The sequence below is a fragment of the Rothia sp. 27098_8_27 genome (assembly GCF_041432805.1).
In the GTDB taxonomy this organism is placed as follows: Bacteria; Actinomycetota; Actinomycetes; order Actinomycetales; family Micrococcaceae; genus Rothia; species Rothia mucilaginosa.
This window is the reverse complement of the sequence record NZ_JAPWAJ010000001.1, coordinates 154,072-178,832: the sequence shown is the minus strand read 5'-3', so window position 1 is coordinate 178,832 and position 24,761 is coordinate 154,072. Positions and strand designations below refer to the sequence as shown.

The window sequence follows — 24,761 nt, the reverse complement described above, 5'->3', positions numbered from 1 at the left end:
GACGGTATTCAGCCCAAAAATCGGGCGCCTAAAGCACCTGCGGGCTGGCTGCGGTGCAACCCCTCACGCAGCGCACGTCGTCTAGCGCAGCGCCCGGCAAACTAACGCAATGCTCGGTGCGCCTGGTCAAAGAACTCACGCTCGTACACGCACGCCGACAGGTACGCCCGCGCCGCGCGCACACGCTGAGCCGGTGAAGCCGTCTCAAACGCACGCTCCACCTCCGCGAGGCTACGCGCCACATCCGCGGCGAACTCTTCGCCACCGTACATGCTCAACCACTCCGCGTACGGGTGGTCCGCATGATTCTGCGAGGAGAGCACAGCGCCCACCTCTTCGTACAGCCAGTAGCAGGGCAGGATCGCCGCGGCACCGACCACGTAATCATCACCGGCGGCGGTGGCACGCAGGAAATTCGTGTACCCCATCGTAATCGGTGAGGGCCCACCCAGACGCGCACGGTTCGCCAGCCAGCCCTCGTGTAGCTGCGATTCGGCGGCAATCGCCTCGTGCGCACCGGCGGCCCAGTGCACCTGCGCCTCAGCGGTGTCAGCACGCGCCGAGAGAGTCGCGAGCGCACGCGAATAATCACGCAGGTAGAGGGCGTCCTGATCTAGGTAGAAGGCGAACAGGTCCTCGTCGAGGGTGCCGTCACCGAGGGCACGCACGAAGGGCAGGTCCAGGATTTGGTGCCAGGTTTCGCCACCGGCTGCCCAGAGGGCGGCGGTCCAGGGACCGGCGGGCTTTACGACGGCTTCACCGGCGGGCACGGGGCTGACCGGCAGCAGACGTTCCGGGCTGGTGCCGTCCAGAGTATTGCCCTCAGAGTCGGTGGTGGCGAGCAGGTGATGCCACGGGTATGCGGAGGCGGCAGCCTCCAGGCGGCGGGCACGGGCGGCGTGGTCCACCGGGCCGTGGCCCTCACCGGAGCCAACCTGCAGACCGGCACCTGCGGCAATGGATTCGTGGAGCCAGCGGGTGCTCCACTGCAGGGCGCGGTGGGTGTCTTCGCTGGTCAGAACGTCCTGCTCTGCGGTGTACTCTGCGGCTTCAGTGTGTTCTGCGGCTTCAGTGTGCTGGAGCAGTTCCACGCCCAGGCGGGTTGCCAGCGAAGAGGACAGGGAGCATCCGGTGCCGTGCGTATTGCGGCTGTCCAGGCGCGGGGTGCGCACGTGGGCGCAGGTGCCGTCCGGGAAGACCGCGGTGTTACCGGCGTCCTGACCGCACAGGTGGCCGCCCTTCACAATCACGGTGGTTCCGGTCGCCGCCGCAAGGTTCGCCGCCTGCTCGTGCGCCTCATCGAAAGTCTGAGCGGGCTCCTTCTGACAGAGCACGGCGAGCTCCGGAATGTTCGGGGTAATCACATTCACGAGCGGCACGAGGTCGCGCAGCGCCTGCTCCGCTTCCGCCTGCAACAGACGGTCACCGCTTGAAGCAATCATGACCGGGTCGAGCACGACCACGGGCACGGGGTGCTCGCTCAGCCAGGTGCGGACGGTACGGATCGTGTCCGCGTCGCCGAGCATGCCGATTTTCACGGCGTCAACCGTGACGTCATCAAAAACGGCGGCAAGCTGCGCGGTCAAAAACTCCAGGGGCGGGGTGAATACTTCACGAACCCCACAGGTGTTCTGGGCGACCAGTGAGGTGGTCACGCACATGCCGTAACCGCCGGATGCGGCAATGGACTTGAGGTCCGCCTGAATACCTGCACCGCCGGAGGGGTCGGTTCCAGCAATGGAGAGAACCCTCGGCACCCGAGCTGCCTGAGGTACCTGAGCTGTCTGGGGTGCCCGGGAGGTTCCGGAGGCGCTCGCGCCGGGTACAGGGCTGGTGGGGGTCGTGGGTGCGCACGCGGGCGCGGTAGGCTGCTCTGCCATCATCGATAATCCCTTCGCTAGTTCGAACTAGAGCAGGTTCAATGGGTGATTCTCTCAGCCTTGAGTGTTCTTACGTCGTTTCGTGCGTCCACTGTGCCGTAGCTCTTCGCTGTGCCGTAGCTCTTCGTTGGGCGGGTTAGCGGGTCGCAGTCGTCTCAAGGCACCCCATATCGCTCTGCCAGGTTATCACAATGATTCTTAGTAACTGAAAGTTTTGCGGGTGACAAGTGAATCTCTCCGAAATTTTCGTTTGAGTCTTGCACTCTTGCGAGTGCTCCCGCCACTGATTTCAGCGCACCCTTGTGCGGAAACCACCCGTTAAACACGTAGTGCCCGGCACCGCTTCACACGGTACCGGGCACTATCAGCCGGGCTTATCCTCCGGGTTTAGGTCAGGGCGAAAATCTCTGCCGGTGAACCCTCCGCAATGATCCTGCCCTCGTGCAGCAGGACCGCGCGGTCAGCCAGCGAGGCGATACGCGCATCGTGCGAAATGATCAGCACCGCACGGTTCGCCAGCACGGCGCTCAGGGACTCGGTTGCGTCCGCGAGTTCCAGCTGGGTGGTGGATTCGTCCAGAATCACGGCGTGCGGGTCGGCAAGCACAATACGTGCCAGTGCCAGCTGCTGAATCTGGTCGCGAGTCAGAGGCGAATCCGCACCGCTCACGACAGTATCCATGCCCTGCGGCAGGTCGCGCCACCAGCGGGCACCGATAGCGTCCAGCGCCTCACGCATCTGCTCGACGGTTGCATCCGGCACGACCACCGTAAAGTTATCGGCGAGAGTACCGAAGAAGACGTGCGCTTCCTGGGTGCAGACCAGCAGGCGCGGGCGGCCATCGGCGGCGGCATCGGTCGGGAAGTCGCCGTGACCGACCGGGCGGCCCATCACGGTGATGGTGCCTTCCAGGGCGGTCAGCGAACCACCAATCAGACGAGCCAGGGTGGTCTTACCCGAACCGGAACGACCCACCAGGGCAAGTGCCTCACCGCGGCGAATCTTCAGGTTGATACCTTCCAGAACGAGGGCGTCCGGCGAGTAGCCGTAGGAGACGTCGGTGCAGTCAATGGCGTACTCCGGGTTCTTCACGGCTTCATCAGATACGGCGGCGAACGCTTCGGCACGGTGCTGTGCACGCGCCTCACGCTGCTTCTTCGCCAGGGAGACCACACCGAACACACGACCCATGTTCACCAGCATGATGCGCAGGCTGCTGACGTGGTGGTTCAGCATGTCGGCGAGGACTCGCAGGCTGAAAACCATGACCGAGGCGGTCGCCACGGCGCCCCAGCTTGCCCAGCCGAGAGCCACGCAGGCGGCACCCCAGAGCATACACAGAATCGTGGGGATCCAGGCGTTGATAGCGTCCACGGTGAAGTACAGCTGGCGGATGCGCACCATGCCCAGCTGCGCGGCGAACTGGCGCTTGTTCTCACCGGCGAAGGCGTCTTCGCGGGCGGTATGAACGCCCAGCTCACGGATCGTGGAGGTGCCGCGAATGTTCTCGGTCAGCACGCTGTTGAGGTCGCTCACGCGCTCCTGGGCGGTCTGGTTGCGTGCCGCCATGAGCGGCAGCATCTTCGACATGATGAGGGCAAGACCGGCAATCATGGGTAGCATAATCAGACCCATTGCCGGGCTCACCACCGCTAGCGAGATGGTGGAGATCAGGAAGTACAGCAGCACGTAAATCGCGCCGAGCAGGTCCTCACTGACGGACTTCGCCGCCGAGGACAGGTCGTCGGTCACGCGGGTGAGCAGGTCACCGCTGCCGGCTTCTTCCACGGTGCGTGCGTCCAGGTCGAGGGTGCCGTCGAGGGTGTCCTGGTTGGCGTCACGGGTGACGAGCGCACCCAGTCGCGCCGCACTGTACGAGGAGACCATGAGGGTTATCGCCTGCACGATGAACGCCGCCAGGATAATCAGAATCGGCTGCCACGGGTAGCTGGAGAACTTGCCCGCCACCACGTCGTCCACGGTGGCACCAATCTGCAGGGGCACCACCGCACCCATGAGGGTGCTGACCATGTAGATGACGAAGGTGTAGAGGGCTCGCCCCTTATGCGCTGCGAGGTAGTTCCACATGCGGCGTGCCACGTAGGCGGGGCTTTCGATGGGGAGCTGCTTTGCCATGCTAGTTCACCTCCTGATTCTGAGTGGTTGCGGGGGTTTCTGCCTGAGCGACGGGGTAGCCGTCGCGTTCCATGCGGCGGGTCGTCTCCGCGGTCGTGGAGACAACGTAGACCTGCTCCAAATCCTGTAGCAGGCCGGGGTAGCCGACGGGCAGGCGGTCGCTACCGACCTGGGTTTCCATCGCATCGTAGATGTAGCGCTGGCTGGGTTCATCCACGGAGTTCAGCGGCTCGGTCAGGATGAGCACCTGCGCGTCCTGTGCGAGTGCGCGGGCGAGTGCCAGACGCTGACGCTGACCGCCGGAGAGGTTCGCGCCTTCGCTGGTGATGCGGGCGGCGAAGTAGTCTTCGGGGTTGCGTCCGCCCAGTCGGTAGGCGATTTCGCGGGAGTCGGTAATCTTCAGCAGTTCCTCATCCTTTGCCTGTGCCAGCTCCTCATCGGGGTTCGGAACGGTGCCCAGGCGCAGGTGCTCCTGCAGGGTTCCGGCGAAAATCATGGGGTTGGGTTCGCTCAGCAGCACGCGGCGGCCGGTTGCGTCCTTGAGGTCCTCTCCCCCGCGTCGCAGGGTGCGGGCAAGCGCCTCAGCGTAGTCTTGCGCGGTGAGGTTGTAGTCGCGCGGGTTGACGTACACGATGCGCGGGTTGCTGGCACCGGCGGGGGCGACGGGTACGGGCACCTCGAGGGTGCTAGCCTCGACTGCCTGTTCGGCGCGTGCCAGCTGCGCCATTTCCTCGTCGGTGCGCGGGCTCTTCAGCACGCCCTGGCGTACGCCCGCGTGACCTTCGAGGCGGGCAACCTTGGCGAGCGCAATCTTGGCGTATCGCCATGCGGTGAGGAAGTTCTGGGTAATCCAGATGGGGCCGCCCATCATCGCGATAATGGAGGCGACGGTCACCAGGGACGCGGCGGGCGTGTCGGAGACCCAGCGGCCGTTTTCGACGTGGCCGGTGAGGGCGAAGCCGATGCCGAGCAGGGTCACGGCGCCGCCGAGCAGCGCGCGGATGAGGTACATCCAGCGGTGCGTCTTTTCGTAGCGCATGTAGCTGTCGAAGACTTCGTCGGTGCCGCGGTGGTAGCGTTCACGCATCTGTTCTTCGGCGCCGAGGCCGGCGATGGTGCGCAGACCGGTGGCGATGTCGGAGGCGCGTGAGGAGGCTTCACCGTCCTTTTCGCGGTATTCGCCAATCTTCGATTCGAGGAAGGTCGAGTACCAGGCGATCACGCCGACCACGATGAGCGTGCCGATGAGGGTGACAATCGCGGTGACGGGGTTAATGAGCCAGAGCTGCACGGCACCGAGGGTCGCGATAATCATGGCGTTGACGAATAGCGGCAACGAGAAGTAGACGTCCGTAATGCGGCGTACGTCTTTGTTCATGACGGTGACCGCTTCGCCGGAGTCTACGCCAGCGCGGGTGCGCCCCATGAGCCGGTTGATGTAGATGCGCCAGTCGCGGCTAAGTTCCGCGCTGAGGGTCATGGAGGTGCCCCAGCCGAAGAACTCGTTGATCACGATGAAGGTGATGGCTGCGACTACTACCCAGAACATGGGCCAGGCATCGGGGGCTTTGCCGGCGATGTGCTGGTTGATGAATTGGCCCACCATGACGGGAATCAGGATTGCGCCGGTACCCGCGGTGGTTTCACCCAGGACGGGGATTGCCCAGCGGTGCCAGGGGTATTTGTATCCGGGGGCGGTGACTCGCAGGGCGAGGCGCTTTTTGAGGGCTTCCTCTTCTGCCTTGCGCTGTTCGCTACCGGTTACTTCCTGTGCAGCTTTTTTCTGCACAGTTTTCTTCTGAGCGGCTTTTTCCTGCGTGGTTTTGTTATGCATGGATTCTTCATGCGTAGCTTCTTCACGCGCGGCGTTTTCTTGTGCCTTGTCAGCGTTGTATTCAGTCATTCAACGTCTCTCCTTTCTCTTACCCTATTCCTTTATCAATGTGGCACGCAACACTATTTATGCAATAGATGGGCGTGTCGTTATTTATGCAACGTATTTTGGGGCGTGCATCAGCCGCTCAATATGCACCGACATCAATCGGCGGATTCTGCATCTACGCGGTAATCTATGCGGCATGGAGGCCTACGTTTTCGACCTTCTGAGCACCAGGTTTTTGCACCACTGCACTTTTAGTGCTTTGTTCTACACTACACGAATTTGGGGAATTCCCGCGTTAGCGCGGCACCGCGCCTCCCGAACACCCTATAAACGCCCCGCGAAGGAACCGCGAACTCCCTGCAAAGATGCAGCGAACACCCCGCAAACACTCCGCGAGTACCCGTTTGTTCCCTCGTAACGATAACGCCCCCGCGCCCGCGCTATTCCCGATAGACTGGAATCCTCATGAGTATTTTGAATTTTCTTTCTCCCGGGCTGGGCGAGAACCCCGGCGACTACAATCGACGCGATTTTAAGGGCAACCCCCTCACCGCCGAAGAAATCTATGAGGCGTTCACCGAGTGGATTTCGACCCGCGGCATGACCCTGTACCCCGCCCAGGACGAGGCCGTTCTGAGCATTGCCGCCGGACATAACGTGGTGCTGGCAACTCCGACCGGTTCGGGTAAGTCCACTGTGGCTGTTGCCGCGCATTTTACGGGCCTGGCGACCGGTCAGCGCTCCTACTACACCGCCCCCATTAAGGCGCTGGTGTCTGAGAAGTTCTTTGACCTGATCAATATTTTTGGTGCCGAGAACGTGGGCATGATTACCGGCGACTCCGCCATTAATACGGAGGCGCCCATTATCTGCTGCACCGCGGAAATTCTCGCCAATATTGCCCTGCGCGAGGGTAAGGATGCGGACCTCTGCCAGGTCATTATGGACGAGTTCCATTTCTACTCTGACCCGCAGCGCGGCTGGGCGTGGCAGCTTCCCCTGCTGGAGCTTCCGCAGGCGCAGTTCCTGCTGATGAGCGCAACCCTGGGCGATACGACTCGCTTCCAGGAGGAGATGACGGCGCTGACCGGTCGTGAGAGTGACCTGGTGGCGCACTCTGAGCGTCCCATTCCGCTGCATTTCTACTACTCCACCACCCCGGTTCAGGAGACGGTGCAGGAGCTCGTGCAGACCAAGCAGACTCCGGTCTACATTGTGCACTTCTCGCAGAAGGCGGCGCTGGAGCAGGCGAACGCGCTGCTGTCGGTGGCTATTGCTTCGAAGGAAGATAAGGAACGCATCGCCGAGCTGATTGCTAAGTTCCGTTTCGGTCCGGGCTTCGGTAAGGCGTTGAATAAGCTGGTGCGTGCCGGTATCGGTATTCACCACGCGGGCATGCTGCCCAAGTACCGCCGCCTCGTGGAGCAGCTGGCTCAGGAGGGTCTGCTCAAGGTGATTTGCGGTACCGACACCCTGGGTGTGGGTATTAACGTACCCATCCGTACCGTGCTGATTACGGCGCTGTCGAAGTTTGACGGTGCCCGTAGCCGCCGTCTGCGTGCCCGCGAGTTCCACCAGATTGCTGGACGCGCCGGCCGCGCCGGTTTTGATACCGCCGGCACCGTGGTGGTTCAGGCACCCGAGCACGATATTGAGAACGCTCGCCTGCTGGCTAAGGCTCAGGCGAAGTTCGGTGACGACACCAAGCGCATTAACCAGTCGCTGTCCTCCAAGCGTAAGAAGGCGCCGGAAGGCTTCGTTGGCTGGTCCGAGAAGACCTTCGACCAGCTGGTAGAAGCAGCCCCGGAGCCGCTGACCTCCTCCTTCGACATCACCCACTCGATGCTGCTGAACCTGATGCACCGCCCGGAGAACCCGGTCATTGCCGCGTACCGCATCATTCAGGAGAACCACGAGAGCCCCGCGCGCCGCCGCGAGCTGTTGCGCAAGGCGATTGGCATCTACAAGGAGCTGCTGACCGGTGGCGTGATTGAGCGAACCAACACCCCGGACGAGCACGGCTCCTACCTGCGCCTGACCGAGGACCTGCAGGATAACTTTGCCCTGAACCAGCCGCTGTCTGCCTTCGCGGTCGCCGCGCTGGAGCTTCTTGACCCCGAATCCCCCAGCTACGCCCTGGATGCGCTCTCCCTCATCGAGGCGACCCTGGATTCGCCGAACCAGGTGCTGTACGCGCAGGAGCGCAAGGCGAAGAACGAGCTCTCGGCGCAGTTGAAGGCGGACGGTGTGGACTACACCGAACGCATGAACGAGCTGGACAAGGTCACCTACCCGCAGCCCCTGGCGGAGCTCATCGATCAGGCGTACACGACCTACAAGCAGTCCGCACCCTGGGTGGCTCGTTTTGAACCGCGCCCCAAGTCGATTGTGCGTGACATGTACGAACGCGCAATGGGCTTCAACGACTTCGTGCAGTTCTACTCGCTGGAACGCGCCGAGGGCGTGCTTCTGCGCTACCTTTCCGACGCGTACAAGGCACTGCGACACACCATCCCCGATTCTGCCGTGACTGACGAGCTCGACGACATCATCGAGTGGCTCGGCGAGCTGGTACGCCAGACCGACTCCTCCCTGGTGGACGAATGGGAGAAGCTGGCTGCCGGCGAAGACACCGCAACCATTGCGGCCGAGCACGCCTCCATCGAGGAGGAAGAGCCTCCCGCCGTGACGAAGAACCTGCGCGCTTTCCGCGTGATGGTGCGCAACGCCCTCTTCCGCCGTGTGGAGCTCTTCGCTGACGAGCGTGACCGCGCCCTGGGCGCCCTGGACGAGTGGTGCGGCTGGGATGCCGACCGCTGGGCGGACGCCATGGACGACTACTTCGACACCTACGACGACATCTACACGGACGCCGACGCGCGCTCGCCTCGCCTGGTCAGCATGGATGAGGACACCGCCGCGCATCCTGGCGTGTGGAAGGTTCAGCAGAGCTTCGCCGACCCCGAAGACAACTTCGACTTCGGTATTCGTGCCGAGGTTGATTTGGCGGCATCCGATGAGGCGGGTTACCCGGTGCTGAAGATTCTGAGCGTGGGCGAGTTCTAAGGCTCCGCCAGAGGCTCTGATTGAGACTCCGCCCGAGGCTCTGCCACGATGTTGCCCATAGTGGGCTAGAATACAGAGTATCTATCTATTTGAATGAAAGAAGGTTCACCGTTGACCGTTTCTTCGCTTCCCAAGGTTGAGTACCGCAAGGGTTCGGTCGTCAAGCACGACGGCTACGAGATTACCGACCACTGGTTCCAGGTTCCCCTGACCCACGGTCTGATTTTCTCCAAGGGCAAGGATGCCGCTCTCTCCTCCCGTTTCGCAGACCAGACCATCACCGTGTTCGCCCGCGAGGTTGTAAGCACCAACGAGACTCTGACCGTTTCGGCTGATAAGCGTCCTTACATTGTGTACCTGCAGGGCGGCCCCGGTTTCGGTTCGCCGAAGACCGGCTCCATTGGCGGCTGGATTGCTGAGCTGGCGAAGACTCACCGCGTGATTCTTCTGGATCAGCGCGGTACCGGCATGTCTTCCCCGCTGTCTGCTCGCAACATCACCGCTGTGGGTGACGCGCAGGTTCAGGCTGAGTACACTGAGCTGTTCCGTGCGGACTCCATCATCGCTGACGCGGAGGCTGTCCGCGAGGTGCTGCTGGCTGACCGTGCCGACAAGCGCTGGTCCACCATTGGTCAGTCCTTCGGTGGCTTCCTGACCCTGTCCTACCTGTCGTTCGCACCGCAGTCGCTGCGTGACTGCCGCATCACCGCGGGCCTGGCGCCGATTCGTACCTCCGTGGACAACGTCTACCAGCACACCTTCGACCGCATGAAGGAACGTAACGAGGAGTACTACAGCTGGTTCCCCGAGGACGCTGAGCTCGCTACCCGCATCGCTGAGCACCTGCGCACCCACAAGGAGTACCTGCCCACCGGTGAGCGTCTGACCGATCACCGCTTCCAGATGGCTGGTCACTTCCTGGGTGGCCGCTGGCGCGAGCGCGGTCTGCACTACTTCCTGGAGACCGCTTTCGCTGAGGGTAACGACCACCTGTCCGATCAGTTCCTGACCGCTATGGGTGCCGAGGTGACCTTCCAGGCAAACCCGCTGTACGCCCTGATGCACGAGACCATTTACGCTGACGGCCCCGCCGACGGCGTTCTGCCCGGCATCCCCGGCTACGAACTGTCCCCCTCCCCCGCGCCGACCAACTGGTCTGCTGCTCGCGTGGCGGCTTCCCGCCCCGAGTTCGCACCGGATGCGGATCGTCTGCTCTTCACCGGCGAGCACATCTTCCCCTGGTACTACGAGGAGGATCCCTCGCTGCGTCCGCTGGCTGAGGTTGCAAACCTGCTGGCTGAGAAGAAGGACTGGGGCCGCCTGTACGACCACGCACAGCTGCACAAGAACGAGGTTCCCGTGGTGGCTGCGGCGTACAACCCGGACGTGTACGTGGACTTTGAGCACTCCATGGAGACCGCTCGCTGGGTCGGCAACACTCAGGTGTGGACCTCGAAGACCCACCACCACGACGGTTTCGGTTCTGACTCGCTGACCATTCTGGGTCACCTGAAGAACATGCTGGCTGAGGTTCACAACCAGTAATTCTTCTGAAATATCTCTGATATAGCTAAAGCCCCTCACCCCGGTTGATCCGGTGTGAGGGGCTTTAGTGTTAGCGCTTAGCCTGGTGAGGCTGCACGCTCAGTAGCTCAAACTACTTCGAGGAGGAAGCGTGCGCATCCTGTGCGGTGCGGGCACGCATCACGAGGGCATGGTATTCGTCTTCCTTCTCAATCAGCTCGTCACGCAGCTTGGCGGGAATGGCGTTGAGCTTCTCGGTTTCCTTCTGCCAGCGGGCGGTGATGTCCGCACGCTCGGCGGCGGGTGCATCCTCGGGCAGTGCCAGGTACTTCTCGGAGAGCGCCTGAACACGCTGAATGGTCTGCAGTGCGCGGCCCTTGGGGCTGAGCAGCGAGGCAAGCACGGTAATGATCAGGACGCCCACGATGACCATCAGCGACATTTCGGTGCTGATTTCGATGACGTGCACGGGCTCGCCGTGGTTGATGAACGGCAGGTTGTTCTCGTGCATTGCGTGCAGGATGAGCTTCACACCAATGAACGCGAGGATGGTCGCCAGGCCGTAGGAGAGGTAGACGAGGCGGTCCAGCAGGCCGTCAATGAGGAAGTACAGCTGGCGCAGACCCATAAGAGAGAACGCGGTCGCCGTGAACACAATGTAGACGGACTGGGTGAGGCCGAAGATCGCGGGGATCGAGTCGAGCGCGAAGAGCAGGTCGGAACCGGCGATAGCGACCATGACGAGCATCATGGGGGTCATGACGCGCTTGCCGTTTTCGATGGTGAAGAGCTTGTCACCGTCGAAGTGGTCGCTGGTCTTCAGGTACTTCTTCGCGAGGCGGACCATGATGTTGTCGGCTTCGTCGTCGCCGTCGCCTTCGGTGAGTTCGTCCTTGAGCAGGTTACCTGCGGTCATGAGCAGGACCAGGCCGAAGATGTAGAACACCCAGGCGAAGGAGTTGATGATTGCCGCGCCGGCGAAGATGAAGGTACCGCGCGCCAGGATCGCGAAGACGATACCGAAGAGAAGGACCTTCTGCTGATTCTCACGGGCGACACGGAAGGTGCCCATAATGATCATGAAGACGAAGAGGTTATCGACCGAGAGAGCTTCTTCGGTGATGTAGCCTGCATAGAATTCGGTGGCGGCGGAGGGGCCGTTCGTCACGAAAATATACAGACCAAACAGCATCGCGATGCCGATGTAAATACTCGACCAGATGGCCGCTTCCTTGACGGAGGGTTCGTGCGCCTTACGAACGTGGAACACGAAGTCGAAGGCCAACAGACCCGCGATGATGAGAATAGTAACCAACCATTGCAACCCGGTAACTTCCATGGGGAGCCTTTCTTGTGGTGTGCGTACAGGACCACAAGTCTCTCCCGCCGGCCTGAATGGAGGTCGGCTCGATTCACCGGTTAGGCGCCTTCGGCTAACGTGCTGACGATGAGTCGATTGGTGGGATACTCCCTTGCTCGGTGAACGATTATACAGCAGGTTGGGGTTTTCGCACAGGAGCCCCTCCGGGAGAACTTTCAGGAGCGAGGTGCACCGAAACGCCGCATCCGGCGGGGTTGACCTGTCGGATGCGGCGTTCTGCGTGACGAATACACGCTGTCTAGTTGGGGGTCTAGCTGGCGCCACTATTAGTTTGACAACATGTAGAGCGGCGTATTGCAGACCAGCACTACACAGATCAACACCGTGCAGCAAGCCCATACAAAAGTAGCCCTCCCCGTGAACTATTACGGGGAGGGCTACTTTTCATTCAATTAAGAGACCATGTTGAAGGTCGGCGGGGTGAAAGCAATCGCGTTCACCTGCTTGTTCGTGTCCACCGTGCCGTTCTCACGAATCGTCGGGACGGTAATAACCACCTCAAACTGGTACATGCCTTCCATGAGCTTATCGCCACGCAACGCAAAACGCGCGGAGATGCCGGTCGCCTTATCATTCACGCTCGACGCGAAGGGAATGACCTGACCCTGAACGGTCTGAGTCTTGCCGTTGCGGGTCATGACGGTTGCCTTGCCGGTCGGGTCAGTCGTGAAGACCTGACGGTCAATGATTTCACCCTCGGGCGAGAAGAGATAAATGTCCATGGACGGGTGCAGGTGCGTGGTGCCGGCCGTCGCCTCCACCGCGGAGACGTTGTAGGTCATCACGAACTCACCGCAGTTCAGGTTGAGGTCACCCTCGGGGCCGTGAGTCGCCTCGTACACGGACATGAGGCGAATCGTCGCGGGGTTCGGTGAGGTTGCATTCTCCATGGACCACCACGCCTGACCGGTCTCCGGCGCAGTCACGGGCTTGTTCTTGGTGCGCGACTGCAGGGCGCCACTGGCGGGGTTGGTAATCATCCAGCCGCCGACCTGGGTGAAGTCCGGGCCGTGTACCGTCTTGCAATCATCAGCCGAAGCAGCGAATGCGGGCACCGTCGTGGAGGCGGCAATAGCGGGCACAGCCCAAAGCGCGCCGCGGGTGAGGTTGCGGCGGGTAACGGAACGAGCTCCCATGGTGTGTGCGTCTGAAGAATTATTAGAAATAGTCACAGATTTTTCTTTATCGTTCGGAAGCATCAAGGTTTTATTTGACACGTAAAACACCTTGATAGTGTACAGCATGTATCTGCACTCAGTAGAACTTCATGAACAATGAGTTACCTCATGGCGAAAAACCCACGTCGGCCCCTAAACGCCGGGCTTAGAACACCGGGCTTAGGCGTGACCCGCCTCCTTCATCAGACGCAGCTCCTTCTTCAAATCGGCAAGCTCATCACGCAGACGCGCCGCCAACTCAAACTGCAGGTTCTCCGCCGCCACGCGCATCTGCTCGTTCATCTGCTCAATCAAATCCAGCAGGTCCTCGGCGGGTGCCGCCGCCAGGCCGTCGGCACGAACGCGCGCCTCCGCACGGGCGAGAAGCTCCTCCGACTCCGGGGTGCTCGTGGCAATCTTCGACGAGGTCGCAGAACCGGTCTTCGCACCCGCGCTCACCGTGCGGGCGCCCTTCTTACCGCTCTTACGCTGCTGCAGAAGCTCGCGGGTGTCCTCTTCCTCGCGGGCGAGCACATCCGTAATATCGGCAATCTTCTTACGCAGCGGCTGCGGGTCAATGCCGTGCTCACGGTTGTACGCCTGCTGAATCTCGCGGCGGCGGTTCGTCTCATCAATCGCCACGCGCATAGAATCCGTAATCTTATCGGCGTACATGTGCACCTGACCGGACACGTTACGCGCCGCACGACCAATCGTCTGAATCAGCGAAGTGGTCGAACGCAGGAAGCCTTCCTTATCGGCGTCCAGAATCGCAACCAGGGACACCTCGGGCAGGTCCAGGCCCTCACGCAGCAGGTTAATACCAACCAGCACGTCGAAGGTGCCCAGGCGCAGCTCACGCAGAAGCTCCACACGGCGCAACGTGTCAACGTCAGAGTGCAGGTACTGCACCTTCACGCCGTGCTGCAGCAGGTACTCGGTCAGATCCTCCGCCATGCGCTTGGTGAGGGTCGTGACCAGCACACGCTCATCACGCTCAACGCGCACACGAATCTCCTCGAGCAAATCATCAATCTGCCCCTTGGTCGGCTTGACCACAATCTCCGGGTCAATCAGACCGGTCGGGCGAATAATCTGCTCCACATAACCATCAGCCTGCGACAGCTCGTACTTGCCGGGGGTCGCCGAGAGGTAAATCGTCTGACCGATACGCTCCAGGAACTCCTCCCACTTCAGCGGGCGGTTATCCATCGCCGACGGCAGACGGAAACCGTGCTCCACGAGGGTGCGCTTACGGGACATATCACCCTCATACATGGCGCCAATCTGCGGAACCGTCACGTGTGACTCGTCAATAATCAGCAGGAAATCATCCGGGAAATAATCCAGCAGACAGTTCGGAGCGCTACCTGCGGCACGACCGTCAATATGGCGAGAGTAGTTCTCAATGCCATTGCAGAAGCCCATCTGCTCCATCATTTCCAGGTCATAGGTGGTGCGCATGCGCAGACGCTGCGCCTCCAGCAGCTTGCCCTGAGATTCGAGGGTCTGCAGGCGCTCGCGTAGCTCATCCTCAATGGAGGTAATAGCCTTCGCCATGCGCTCAGCACCGGCAACGTAGTGGCTTGCGGGGAAGACATACATTTCTTCTTCCTCGCGAATCACCTCGCCGGTCAGCGGGTGCAGGGTGTAAATCGCCTCAATCTCATCACCGAAGAACTCAACGCGGATCGCGTTCTCCTCGTACATGGGGATGATTTCGACGGTATCGCCGCGCACACGGAACGTGCCACGGTGAAAGTCCATATCGTTACGCGCGTACTGCATCGCCACGAACTGGCGCAACAGCTCGTCGCGGTCAACCTCCTCACCGCGACGCAAAGTCACCATCTGCGCAATGTACTCCTCGGGCGTGCCCAGACCGTAAATGCAGGACACGGTCGCAACCACCACCACGTCACGGCGAGTCAGCAGGGAGTTCGTCGCCGAGTGGCGCAGACGCTCCACCTCCTCATTGATGGAGGAGTCCTTCTCAATGAACGTATCGGTCTGCGGCACGTACGCCTCAGGCTGGTAGTAGTCGTAGTAGGAGACAAAATACTCCACCGCATTATTCGGCAGCAGCTCACGCAGCTCATTCGCCAGCTGCGCCGCCAGAGTCTTGTTCTGCACGAGCACCAGAGTCGGACGCTGCACCGCCTCAATCAGCCAGGCTGCGGTCGCGGACTTACCGGTACCGGTGGCACCCATCAGCACAATGTCTTTCTCGCCGTTCTGCACGCGCTCGGTGAGCTCGGCAATAGCCTTGGGCTGGTCGCCGGCAGGCTGGAAGGGGCTGACTACCTCAAAGGGGGCAACAACACGGTTAATCTGGGGTGCATAACTCATGTATCCATCCTAGGGGAAAGCCGCCCGACGCGCCCCCGGATTGGTCACCCTTTTCTGCTGGCGCAATACGATGACGCGCCATAGTCCAGACACGACAGGTAACAAGCCATCACCATGAAAGTGCCCAAGTTCATAAAAGAGGGGGCGCAAAAGATAAGGGGCTTTCGACTGGCTCATATTCTCTACCGGGCAGGAGGCGAGCGGGAGCATTTTCCCGCACGATGACGGTGCTCTTAGGAACAGTGCTCTTAGGGGTGGCCGCTCTCCCCCGCAGCCGCCGCCGCTCACGGGCACCGCACCGCAGAAGATAAGCGGCAACACATAAAGACTTATGACGGGCGCTCCGCACTCACCCCCTTTGCCTCCTTGATGTGGCTCACATATGTTTAGAGCGCATACACGCAGACAGAACGGACCACAAGAGCGCACGGAAGGACTCCATGAGCACGACCACGGAGACAGCTTCACAGGCAACTCCGAACGAATCCACAGAAGCAAACCCGGAGGCGAACCCCACCGGCGCGCCGGTTGCCACCTTAGATACCAAAACCGAGCATCGCCGCACCCTCTTCGCGTCCTCGTACCCGCTGATTCTGCTCATCGCCCTCGCCATTCTGCTGGGCGTCACCTACCTCTCGCTCATCACCGGCAGGTACCCGCTCGAATTGGACGAGCTCTTCCGCATTCTCGGTAAGAACTGGTTCGGCATGGACCTGAAAGTCTACAAGCCCGCCGAAAATATGCTGCTGACCGTGCGTATTCCGCGTCTGCTCGCCGCCGGGCTCATCGGTGCCGCCCTCGCCATTGCGGGTGCCACCTTCCAGGCGGTCTTCCGAAACCCGTTGGTCTCCCCGTACCTGCTAGGTGTTTCGCAGGGTGCGTCGGTGGGCGCCGCCTCCGCCATTCTGCTGGGTGTGGGCACGAGCATCGCCATTCAGGGTTCTGCCCTCGCCGGCGGCCTCGCGGCAGTACTGCTGACCGTGAGCATTCCGCGTCTGCTCAAGAATCAGTCCACGCTCATGCTGGTGCTTTCCGGCGTGATTGTGGGTGGCTTTGGCACCGCCGCGCTGGGTGCGTTGAAGTTCATTGCGAACCCTGAAACTCAGCTGGCACAGATCGTGTTCTGGCAGATGGGCTCCCTGCAGGACGTACGCGCGGAAGCACTCACGCAGTTTGCGCTGGTGACGGTGCCCTGCATTCTGTTGCTCTTGGCGATGCGTTGGCGCATCAATATCCTCTCGCTCGGTGACGATGAGGCGCGCACCCTCGGCATTAACCTGACCCGCACCCGCGGTATCACCATTCTGCTGGCAACCCTGGTCACCGCGACCAGCGTGTGTATTGGCGGCCCGATTTCTTGGGTTGGTCTGGTCATTCCGCACCTGTGCCGCCTGCTGGTCGGTAGCGACACGACCAAGCTCATGCCGCTATCCATTCTGATGGGTGCTTCGTTCATGATGTTCGTCGATACCCTGGCACGTAGCCTCACCAGTGCGGAGGTGCCTTTGAGCGTACTGACCGGCTTCATTGGCACGCCCCTGTACGTGGCGCTACTGCTGTTTGGAAAGGTTCGGGTGAAGTAATGTCGTCTTCCATTCCCGATGCTCAGCACCGCACGGATGTGAGCGCCGAGGTTCTGCTACACCTGGACGGTGCGGGCTTCCGTTACGGCCACCGGGGCGGGCACATCAAGCGCCGCCGCACGGATCACCGCGCTGGTCTGCACCGTTCCGGGCACCGCTCCAGCCGCTGGATTTTCCGCAACGTGAACCTGCAGGTGCGACGCGGTGAGGTCCTCGCCATTCTGGGTCGCAACGGTGTGGGTAAGTCCACCCTGCTGAACTCCCTGATAGGTTTGCATTCGCTCACCGAGGGCACCGTCCACCTGGGCGGTGAGCCGCTGGATTCTTTGACCGCAACTGAGCGTGCCCGCCGCATCGCCTACCTTCCGCAGATGGAGGGTCGCGGCATCTCCTACACCGTGACCGAGTACCTGCTGATGGGTCGCGCACCCTATATCGGGTTGTTCTCTTCGCCCTCGCGCCGTGACCGTGAGCAGGTGCACACCGTGATGGAGGAGCTGGGTCTACTCGACCTGGCGCACTCCCCATTGGATGAGCTGTCCGGCGGTCAGCGTCAGCAGGTGGGTATTGCCCGAACCCTGGTGCAAGACGCCCCGCTCATCGTTCTGGACGAGCCGACGAGCGCCCTCGATGTGGCGAATCAGGCGAAGGTTCTGCGGAAAATTCGGCAGCTGCGCGATGCCGGGTACGGGGTCATCTTCACGACCCACAACCCGGATCACGCCCTCATGCTGGATGCGACCGTCGCCCTGCTTAGCGCACACGATATGCCCGGCACCGTGCCAAACGCAGCGCCGGAGGTACCTGCAGATGCGCCAGCTCAGCTTTTGACGGGCCGCGCCTCCAAGGTGCTCACGAGCGAGGTTCTCTCACGCACCTTCAATACCGGCCTGACGGTGGCCTACTCCCCCGAGCTGGGTCGTTCCAGCGTGCACATGACGAGCCTCGATATCTGAGGCTCCGCAGCGTTTAGTTTTCCGGCGGCGGTTTGGGCAGTACACAAGAGATGCGGTAGAGGTGCCGCATCCGCTGTGGTGGCGTGTCCCTAGCACGCCTGCCCCACCCAGGCCGCCGCCGGGTTATTCACCTATCCGTTGTACACCCCAGAAAGACACATCATGAAAATCACGAAGTTCCACACCGGCGTTGCCCTGACCACTTCCCTACTGCTGGCTACGCTGACCGGTTGCGGTGCCGCGAACACCACCACCTCCTCGGGTTCGGCTTCGAGCTCAACCTCAGTCTCGGCTTCGAGTAATTCCGCGAAGAAGCACACCAGCTTCTTCGTGAAGGATAACGGTGACGGCACCAAGGTCATTAAGGACATTGACGGCAAGGAGGTCACCGTCCCCACCAACCCGGAGCGTATCGCTGACCTGTGGCACGCAAACAACCAGGTGGTTCTGCTGCTCGGCGGCGCTGAGAAGCTGGTGTCCACCACGACTAACGTGAAGTCTCTGGCATGGTTCAAGCAGGTGTACCCCGGTATTGAGAAGGTTGACGCGCCGGTGAAGGGCACCGACGTGAACATGGAGCAGCTGCTTGCCGACAAGCCGGAGGTGCTGCTCGCCTCCTCGAAGGAGCAGATTGCGAAGGCAGCTGAGGCGGGTATCCCGGCGGTGCACGTTGAATTCCAGAACTTCGCGGACCTGAAGCGCACCGTTGAGCTGACCGCCGAGGTGATTGGCACCGATGAGGCGATTGAGCGCGCTGAGAAGTACCTGGCGTACCTGGAGAAGAACGAGAACCTCATCAAGGAGCGTCTGCAGGGCGTCACCGAGTCCCCGAAGGTTCTGCACATTGCGGGCGGTTCTGACCTGACGAAGGTGGACGGCTCAAACTCCCTGATTGGCGAGTGGATGAAGCTTTCGGGTGCGAAGAACTCCCTGGACGGCGTGGAGAACCTGAAGAACATTTCCCTGGAGCAGATCATTGCCTCGCAGCCGGAGTACATCATCATTGGCGGCGCGGATGCGCAGAAGGGCGTGGAGGCAATCAAGGCTGACGCCGCGTGGGCTGACGTTCCGGCGGTGAAGAACGGCAAAATCATTAAGAACCCGGTCGGCACCTTCAACTGGGACCGTTACTCCGCTGAGGAGGCTCTGCAGATTCTGTGGGCGGCAAAGCTGTTCCACCCCGAGAAGTTCTCCGACGTTGACCTGGTGAAGGAAACCCGCGAGTTCTACTCGACCTTCTACGGCTACCAGCTGACCGAGGATGAGGCGCAGCGCATCATCAATGGTCAGGGCCCCGCAACTAACTAATCCGAAACGAGCTAATCCGGCAACTAGCTCGCCTGGCGGCAGCTCGCCTGGCGATTGGTTAGTTCGTTAAACACGTACCGCCCGGAACCGTGCTCACAGCACGATTCCGGGCGGTATTTTATTGGTTTGTAGCCGTGGGGCGCCGCAGTGCTAGTTGACGGCAGCGCTAGTTGACCGCAGTGTTAGCGCACCTCCACGGTGGCTCCGGCGAGGCTCATCAGCGCCCGGTTCGTCAGCGGAAGGTACCCGTTCAGGGCGCTCAAAATCAGCTGCATGGTGCGCTCTTCATCCTCCACGCTCAGCCCGCGCGGAATGCCCACACCCGGCACGCAGATGCGCTGCTTGTACAGGTCAATCACCGCGCACACGGTGCGGTTCGGCACGCTCAACACCGGCAGCATGCCGCGGTGATTGATGGTGCGCAGGCCCTTACCGACCACGGCGGCGGTGCGGATATCCGGGCGGGCACTCCTCGCGAACCGGGAGGTGCTCGCACCGTTCGCAAAAGCGGCAGGGTCGGGAATACTATTCGGCACCGCGCTCTTCTCGTTCAGCACAGACAGCAGCGGCTCCCCCACCGCGGCGGTGACCGCCACGTAGCGTACCTGCCGGTCCATGGCGTTGAGGAAGTCCAGTTCCGCGTACTCCTCCACGCGGTAGTTTTCGACCAGACCGGCTTCGCCCGACCCGGTTTCTTCCACGGTGCGGGTGATGACTTCTTCATCGTAGAAGCTTGCCACGCACACCTGCGGGGCGCCGCGCTCAATGCGGGCGCGGCACTGGTAGTCGTCGTCGAGCAGCCAGAGGGACAGCTCGTAGCCGTCGGGTACCTCGCGCACACCGGTCGCGAGCAGCACTTCGCTGCCGTCCAGGGAGAACGGCTCCCAGCCTGCCGGTTCGAAAGCGTTGAGTGCACCGTCCAGGGCGGGGTTGCAGGACCCGAGGCTCGGCGCCTGATCAGCCGGGGTGAACGCCTCGGTGGAGGGCATGGCGATGGTGAGCCCGCGCATCCTGCCGGCGAGGCAGAGCTCAACCGCCATGAGCAGGTGACCCGCACCTTCACGGCTCAGTGTTGGGCTCTGAACCAGGTGCGCCACGCCGGAGTTATCCAGGCTGAGGTGTTCGCCAACTCCGCGGGCGGCGTTGGAGTAGCGGTTGTGCAGGCGCACCAGCTCGTCAATGGGCAGGGCGCGGCCCACGGCGCCGAACGCCTGGGCAATAGCGTGTACATGTTCGGGGAAGACGCGGCAGAGCCTGCCGAGCTGACGGGCAAACTCTGCCGGACGCTGCGTGAGCACGCCCAGCAGGGTGCCGAGGTTCTGCTGGCGGTATGCATTGAGTAGCTGGGCGACGGTGGCGGGTTCAAGCTGCTCGACAGTGCCCATCTTGGGGAGGCGCGCTCCCTGGCGGTTGAGGGTCGCGGTGCCGCCGCGGCTGCCCGCTGACTGCTCTGATGAGTTTTTGCCTGCTTGTTCGTCTACTTGTTGATAGTAGGTTCCCGACTGCGTCACGTTTTCACGACCTTGAGCTCTTCAGAGCGTTCGTTAGCTGATTCTTCGTAAGGTGACGGGCGGGGCTCAGCGCCTACCGGCAGATGGTTCGTGCACACACTCGACCGTCTGCCGGATCGTATAGTACCGGCATACAGCTGTGCCTCATTTCTTGAGCAACTAAGCTATAGCTTCAAGACGTCAGCATCAGGACCTCAGCGCTGAGATAGTACCCAGTTCTCGGCGCTGAGATGTCAGCGTTGAGCCCTGCCCGTCAGTGCGGGCGCACGCGTTCCCTCGTGGAGGCGCCGGACTGGGTTACCGCTGGTAATGAACCCGTTGCCCGTGCCGTGGAGGGGCGTGTGCGTTCCGCAACGCTTTTTAGACTATCAGCTTTAGCGGGCAATTACTAGGGTTAGAGTAAGTATTAACTAAGGTTGGACTACCTTTTGGGTTTTGGAGGCTTTACACAGGCGCTCAGCCCGGAAACCTAGGAGGAAAATCTGGGAGCGGGAATCTAAGACCGGAAATCTGGAACCAGAAATCTAGAGGCCGGGAACCTAAACCGGCAAATCCACCCACTGCGTATCCCCCCAGGTCACACTCGCCGCACCGGAACTCAAGCTCACCACCAGCTCCTCGGCACGGGCCAGCTCCTCCGGGCGGTCAAACACGCCCAGGGAAATCGTGGCACCCTCCGCACCATACTCGGTACCCAGCACGTTCAGACCGGCGGCACGGATCTCGTTCTCCAGGCGGCCAGCATCCGCATGCGAACTGGGCACCTGACCCACACGCAGACGCTCACGCGAATCGAATAGCGCACCGTCCAGGGTCTGCACCACCGAATCAGTGTAGGCGCGCACCAAACCGCCCGCGCCAAGCTTAATGCCGCCGAAGTAGCGCACGACCACGGCAACCACATCCGACAGGTCGGTGGTGCCGTCCTCGCGGGTCTGACGCGCCAGCAGCGCCTGCATCATCGGCACACCGGCGGTACCGGCGGGCTCACCATCATCGGAGGAACGCTGAATATCGCGGTCAGCACCAATAATGAACGCCGAACACACGTGGCGGGCATCGTGGTAGGTCTTGCGCACCGACTCAATGTAGGCGCGCGCCTCCTCAACGGTGCTCACGCGCTTGATGTGGCCAATAAATTCGCTACGCTTAATTTCGAGGAGGCTCTCATAGGGCTCATCGCCGCGCGGCACAAGGTAGCGGTTGGCGCGAGTTTCTTCCTGCATGTGTCCTCCTCTGATCAGTACCTATCTATTGTGGCACAGCCCGTCAGGAGCACCGTCCATGTCCCAGCCTTCTTCCCCCGCCTCCACTGCCCTGCGCCGTTACGCCCTCACCGGCGGTATCGGCAGCGGCAAGAGCACCATCGCCTCCCTCTTCGTTGAGCAGGGCGCATTCCTGGTGGATGCGGACGCTATCTCCCGTTCCCTCATGGAGCCCGGCGAGGCGGTGCTCGCCCGCACGGTCGCGGAGTTCGGTGAGCATCTGCTCGATGAGGACGGCCGCCTCAACCGCCCCGCCCTGGCGCGTATCGTGTTCAATGATGAGCAGGCGCGTCTGCGTCTGAACGCGATTGTGCACCCCGCTATTCGTGAGCGTGCCGCGCAGCTGGTGGAGCAGGCGCAGTCCGAACCCGGGTTTAGCGGCGTGGTACTGGAGGATATTCCTCTGCTCGTGGAGACCGGCGACCCGTCCGCCTTTGAGGGCGTGGTCGTGGTGCGCACTCCCCTGGCGACTCGCCTGCAGCGCCTCGTATCTTCGCGCGGCATGAGTGAGGAGGATGCGCGCGCCCGCATCGCCGCGCAGGCTACCGACGAGCAGCGTGAGGCGGTCGCAACCTGGATTATTGATAATGGCGGCTCGCTGGAGGAGACCGCCGAGCAGGTGCGCGCCGTCTGGGAGCAGATGACCGCCGCCTAAGATCCTTCCCAGCAATACCAAACCAAAACCCCCAATAACGCAAAGAACCCCCTCACCTCCCAAACGGGAGATGAGGGGGTTCCCCTGCTCTAGGCACCCCACGCGGGGGTTACCTATCGGCTATTACGCCTGATGAGTGCTCATCTGAGCGGCAGATTAGTTGCCGGTCAGCTTCTTGCGGAGCTCAGCCAGTGCCTCATCCGATGCGAGGGTACCTGCGGAAGCGGGCTCCTCGGAGGAGTAAGAGGTCGGTGCGGGCTCAGCTGCTGCGGGAGCTGCTGCTGCAGCCTCTGCGTCAGCCTCGAGAGCCTTAGCAACCTGAACCTTGTGAGCCTCGAAGCGAGCCTGTGCCTCTGCGTACTGTGCTTCCCAAGCCTCGCGCTGTGCGTCGAAGCCTTCCAGCCACTCGTTAGCCTCGGGGTCGAAGCCCTCGGGGTACTTGTAGTTGCCAGCCTCGTCGTACTCTGCAGCCATGCCGTACAGAGCGGGGTCAAACTCGGTAGCGTTGGGGTCAACGCCCTCGTTTGCCTGCTTGAGGGACAGGGAGATGCGGCGGCGGTCCATGTCGATGTCGATGATCTTAACGAAGACCTCTTCACCAACGGAGACGACCTGCTCAGCCAGGTCAACGTGGCGGGTTGCCAGCTCGGAGATGTGGACGAGGCCCTCGATGCCGTCCTCAACGCGCACGAATGCACCGAAGGGAACGAGCTTGGTGACCTTGCCGGGAACAATCTGACCCAGAGCGTGGGTGCGAGCAAATGCCTGCCACGGATCTTCCTGGGTTGCCTTGAGGGACAGGGACACGCGCTCGCGGTCCAGGTCCACCTCGAGAACCTCGACGGTAACGGGCTGGCCAACCTCGACAACCTCGGACGGGTGGTCGATGTGCTTCCAGGACAGCTCGGAAACGTGAACCAGACCGTCCACGCCACCCAGGTCCACGAATGCACCGAAGTTGACGATGGAGGAGACAACGCCCTCGCGGACCTGACCCTTCTCCAGCTCGTTGAGGAAGGAGGAGCGAACAGCGGACTGAGTCTCTTCCAGGTATGCACGGCGGGACAGAACAACGTTGTTGCGGTTCTTGTCCAGCTCGATGATCTTAGCTTCGATCTGCTGACCGATGTAAGGTGCGAGGTCGCGGACGCGGCGCATCTCAACGAGGGATGCGGGCAGGAAGCCACGCAGACCGATGTCGAGGATAAGGCCACCCTTGACAACCTCGATAACGGTACCGGTAACGACGCCGTCGTTTTCCTTGACCTTCTCGATGTCGCCCCATGCACGCTCGTACTGTGCGCGCTTCTTGGAGAGGATCAGGCGACCTTCCTTGTCCTCCTTGGTGAGGACGAGTGCCTCAACCTCGGAGCCGAGCTCGACAACCTCAGAGGGGTCGATGTCGTGCTTGATGGACAGCTCGCGGGAGGGGATGACGCCTTCGGTCTTGTAACCGATGTCGAGCAGAACCTCATCGTGGTCGATCTTAACGACCTGGCCGGAGACGAGATCGCCGTCGTTGAAGACCTTAATGGTCTTCTCGACTGCCTCGAGGAATGCCTGCTCGTCGCCGATGTCGTTGATTGCGACCTGAGGGATGTTGGTGCTCATGTAGTGAGGGCTCCAATTGGATTTCTAATAGGTCGACGCTGCCGGTTCGCCGCTCAACACCTCCGGGTGGAGGCACCAACCGGCTCACTGTTTCACCCCGGCGCGCACGGCATAGGGCCGTTAACACCTTTGAACGGAGTGAGGAAACGTCGAGCTGACGGATACTTACAATGTGTACCACCCACCGGAAGCAGATGCTCTCAGCAGGGTGTGCGAGCGGTCTGTGCCCGTCTTCTCCCCGTTTTCTTAAGGAGAAAAAGAGCATAGAAAACCCGTACGTTGGTACACGCGATTAATAGTGTACGGGAATCCCGGGCGTGTCGTCAATGGTTACGCGCCCGGGATTCCCGTACTTATTTGCGGTTTTGTTTGCTTGTGAAGTTGAGGGACGGCGTTCGCCCTCGTTCCTCTCCCCACCCAAGGATGCGACCGGTGCGCACCTTCCTACGCTCCTACAGGGGAACCCACCCTCTCGGGCGCTCCGCTCTCTCCTTGCT

15 protein-coding genes and 1 riboswitch are annotated in these 24,761 nt (G+C 61.5%); of the genes, 6 read left to right on the top strand and 9 right to left on the bottom strand.

Going from position 1 to position 24,761, the window contains the following annotated elements:
* Positions 1-101: 101 nt before the first annotated feature.
* From O3675_RS00665 to O3675_RS00655, 3 genes are all read right to left on the bottom strand, one after another.
* Positions 102-1,883, bottom strand: coding sequence for a bifunctional hydroxymethylpyrimidine kinase/phosphomethylpyrimidine kinase (locus O3675_RS00665; RefSeq protein WP_371570288.1), 1,782 nt, complete (start codon positions 1,881-1,883; stop codon positions 102-104).
* Positions 1,872-2,058, bottom strand: a riboswitch (TPP riboswitch). Its footprint overlaps the gene before it by 12 nt.
* Before the next feature lie 209 nt (positions 2,059-2,267).
* The gene (locus O3675_RS00660; RefSeq protein WP_371570285.1) at positions 2,268-4,016 is read right to left on the bottom strand and encodes an ABC transporter ATP-binding protein; all 1,749 of its coding nucleotides are present in this window, start codon (positions 4,014-4,016) and stop codon (positions 2,268-2,270) included.
* 1 nt (position 4,017) lies between these two features.
* Complete coding sequence (locus tag O3675_RS00655) at positions 4,018-5,919, bottom strand: ABC transporter transmembrane domain-containing protein (RefSeq protein ID WP_303957207.1); 1,902 nt, start codon at positions 5,917-5,919, stop codon at positions 4,018-4,020.
* 444 nt (positions 5,920-6,363) lie between these two features.
* Between O3675_RS00655 and O3675_RS00650 the strand changes: the two genes are divergently transcribed.
* Positions 6,364-8,964, top strand: a complete 2,601-nt coding sequence (locus O3675_RS00650; RefSeq protein WP_303957205.1) for an RNA helicase — start codon at positions 6,364-6,366, stop codon at positions 8,962-8,964.
* A 93-nt stretch (positions 8,965-9,057) separates the two neighbouring features.
* Complete coding sequence (locus O3675_RS00645) at positions 9,058-10,509, top strand: alpha/beta fold hydrolase (RefSeq protein WP_371570281.1); 1,452 nt, start codon at positions 9,058-9,060, stop codon at positions 10,507-10,509.
* Between the two features lie 112 nt (positions 10,510-10,621).
* Here O3675_RS00645 and O3675_RS00640 read toward each other — a convergent pair whose 3' ends face one another.
* The 3 genes from O3675_RS00640 to uvrB form a co-directional block, all read right to left on the bottom strand.
* Positions 10,622-11,827, bottom strand: coding sequence for a TerC family protein (locus O3675_RS00640; RefSeq protein ID WP_314130555.1), 1,206 nt, complete (start codon positions 11,825-11,827; stop codon positions 10,622-10,624).
* A gap of 434 nt (positions 11,828-12,261) precedes the next feature.
* Positions 12,262-13,041 carry an ornithinee aminotransferase gene (locus O3675_RS00635; RefSeq protein ID WP_315327552.1) on the bottom strand — a complete coding sequence of 260 codons (780 nt, stop codon included), beginning with the start codon at positions 13,039-13,041 and terminating at the stop codon, positions 12,262-12,264.
* A gap of 165 nt (positions 13,042-13,206) precedes the next feature.
* Positions 13,207-15,375 carry an excinuclease ABC subunit UvrB gene (gene uvrB, locus O3675_RS00630; RefSeq protein WP_371570278.1) on the bottom strand — a complete coding sequence of 723 codons (2,169 nt, stop codon included), beginning with the start codon at positions 15,373-15,375 and terminating at the stop codon, positions 13,207-13,209.
* 440 nt (positions 15,376-15,815) lie between these two features.
* On the opposite strand from uvrB, the gene O3675_RS00625 reads away from it, so the two are divergent.
* The 3 genes from O3675_RS00625 to O3675_RS00615 all read left to right on the top strand — a co-directional run bounded on the left by O3675_RS00625 (position 15,816) and on the right by O3675_RS00615 (position 19,222).
* The gene (locus O3675_RS00625; RefSeq protein WP_371570276.1) at positions 15,816-16,958 is read left to right on the top strand and encodes a FecCD family ABC transporter permease; all 1,143 of its coding nucleotides are present in this window, start codon (positions 15,816-15,818) and stop codon (positions 16,956-16,958) included.
* Positions 16,958-17,914: an ABC transporter ATP-binding protein gene (locus tag O3675_RS00620; RefSeq protein ID WP_371570273.1), complete on the top strand. Its 957-nt coding sequence runs from the start codon at positions 16,958-16,960 to the stop codon at positions 17,912-17,914. The genes O3675_RS00625 and O3675_RS00620 overlap by 1 nt, the downstream gene beginning before the upstream one ends.
* Before the next feature lie 162 nt (positions 17,915-18,076).
* The gene (locus O3675_RS00615; protein ID WP_371570270.1) at positions 18,077-19,222 is read left to right on the top strand and encodes an ABC transporter substrate-binding protein; all 1,146 of its coding nucleotides are present in this window, start codon (positions 18,077-18,079) and stop codon (positions 19,220-19,222) included.
* Positions 19,223-19,404: 182 nt separating this feature from the next.
* Here O3675_RS00615 and O3675_RS00610 read toward each other — a convergent pair whose 3' ends face one another.
* Both O3675_RS00610 and O3675_RS00605 read right to left on the bottom strand, forming a co-directional pair.
* Positions 19,405-20,733, bottom strand: a complete 1,329-nt coding sequence (locus O3675_RS00610) for a 2-oxoglutarate dehydrogenase (protein WP_371570268.1) — start codon at positions 20,731-20,733, stop codon at positions 19,405-19,407.
* Between the two features lie 539 nt (positions 20,734-21,272).
* Positions 21,273-21,959, bottom strand: a complete 687-nt coding sequence (locus O3675_RS00605; RefSeq protein ID WP_005506219.1) for a YigZ family protein — start codon at positions 21,957-21,959, stop codon at positions 21,273-21,275.
* Between the two features lie 58 nt (positions 21,960-22,017).
* Between O3675_RS00605 and coaE the strand changes: the two genes are divergently transcribed.
* The gene (gene coaE, locus O3675_RS00600; protein ID WP_049353143.1) at positions 22,018-22,653 is read left to right on the top strand and encodes a dephospho-CoA kinase; all 636 of its coding nucleotides are present in this window, start codon (positions 22,018-22,020) and stop codon (positions 22,651-22,653) included.
* 156 nt (positions 22,654-22,809) lie between these two features.
* Here the strand turns inward: coaE and rpsA are convergent, their stop codons facing one another.
* Entirely contained in the window at positions 22,810-24,264 is a 1,455-nt protein-coding gene (rpsA, locus tag O3675_RS00595) for a 30S ribosomal protein S1 (RefSeq protein WP_005506223.1), read from the bottom strand.
* Positions 24,265-24,761 lie beyond the last annotated feature (497 nt).

What these genes read in the sequence shown, in the direction of transcription:
- O3675_RS00665 (WP_371570288.1), bottom strand. Translation starts at nt 1,883, where the DNA reads ATGATGGCAGAGCAGCCTACCGCGCCCGCGTGCGCACCCACGACCCCC.
- O3675_RS00660 (WP_371570285.1), bottom strand. Translation starts at nt 4,016, where the DNA reads ATGGCAAAGCAGCTCCCCATCGAAAGCCCCGCCTACGTGGCACGCCGC.
- O3675_RS00655 (WP_303957207.1), bottom strand. Translation starts at nt 5,919, where the DNA reads ATGACTGAATACAACGCTGACAAGGCACAAGAAAACGCCGCGCGTGAA.
- O3675_RS00650 (WP_303957205.1), top strand. Translation starts at nt 6,364, where the DNA reads ATGAGTATTTTGAATTTTCTTTCTCCCGGGCTGGGCGAGAACCCCGGC.
- O3675_RS00645 (WP_371570281.1), top strand. Translation starts at nt 9,058, where the DNA reads ATGAAAGAAGGTTCACCGTTGACCGTTTCTTCGCTTCCCAAGGTTGAG.
- O3675_RS00640 (WP_314130555.1), bottom strand. Translation starts at nt 11,827, where the DNA reads ATGGAAGTTACCGGGTTGCAATGGTTGGTTACTATTCTCATCATCGCG.
- uvrB (WP_371570278.1), bottom strand. Translation starts at nt 15,375, where the DNA reads ATGAGTTATGCACCCCAGATTAACCGTGTTGTTGCCCCCTTTGAGGTA.
- O3675_RS00625 (WP_371570276.1), top strand. Translation starts at nt 15,816, where the DNA reads ATGAGCACGACCACGGAGACAGCTTCACAGGCAACTCCGAACGAATCC.
- O3675_RS00620 (WP_371570273.1), top strand. Translation starts at nt 16,958, where the DNA reads ATGTCGTCTTCCATTCCCGATGCTCAGCACCGCACGGATGTGAGCGCC.
- O3675_RS00615 (WP_371570270.1), top strand. Translation starts at nt 18,077, where the DNA reads ATGAAAATCACGAAGTTCCACACCGGCGTTGCCCTGACCACTTCCCTA.
- O3675_RS00605 (WP_005506219.1), bottom strand. Translation starts at nt 21,959, where the DNA reads ATGCAGGAAGAAACTCGCGCCAACCGCTACCTTGTGCCGCGCGGCGAT.
- coaE (WP_049353143.1), top strand. Translation starts at nt 22,018, where the DNA reads ATGTCCCAGCCTTCTTCCCCCGCCTCCACTGCCCTGCGCCGTTACGCC.
- rpsA (WP_005506223.1), bottom strand. Translation starts at nt 24,264, where the DNA reads ATGAGCACCAACATCCCTCAGGTCGCAATCAACGACATCGGCGACGAG.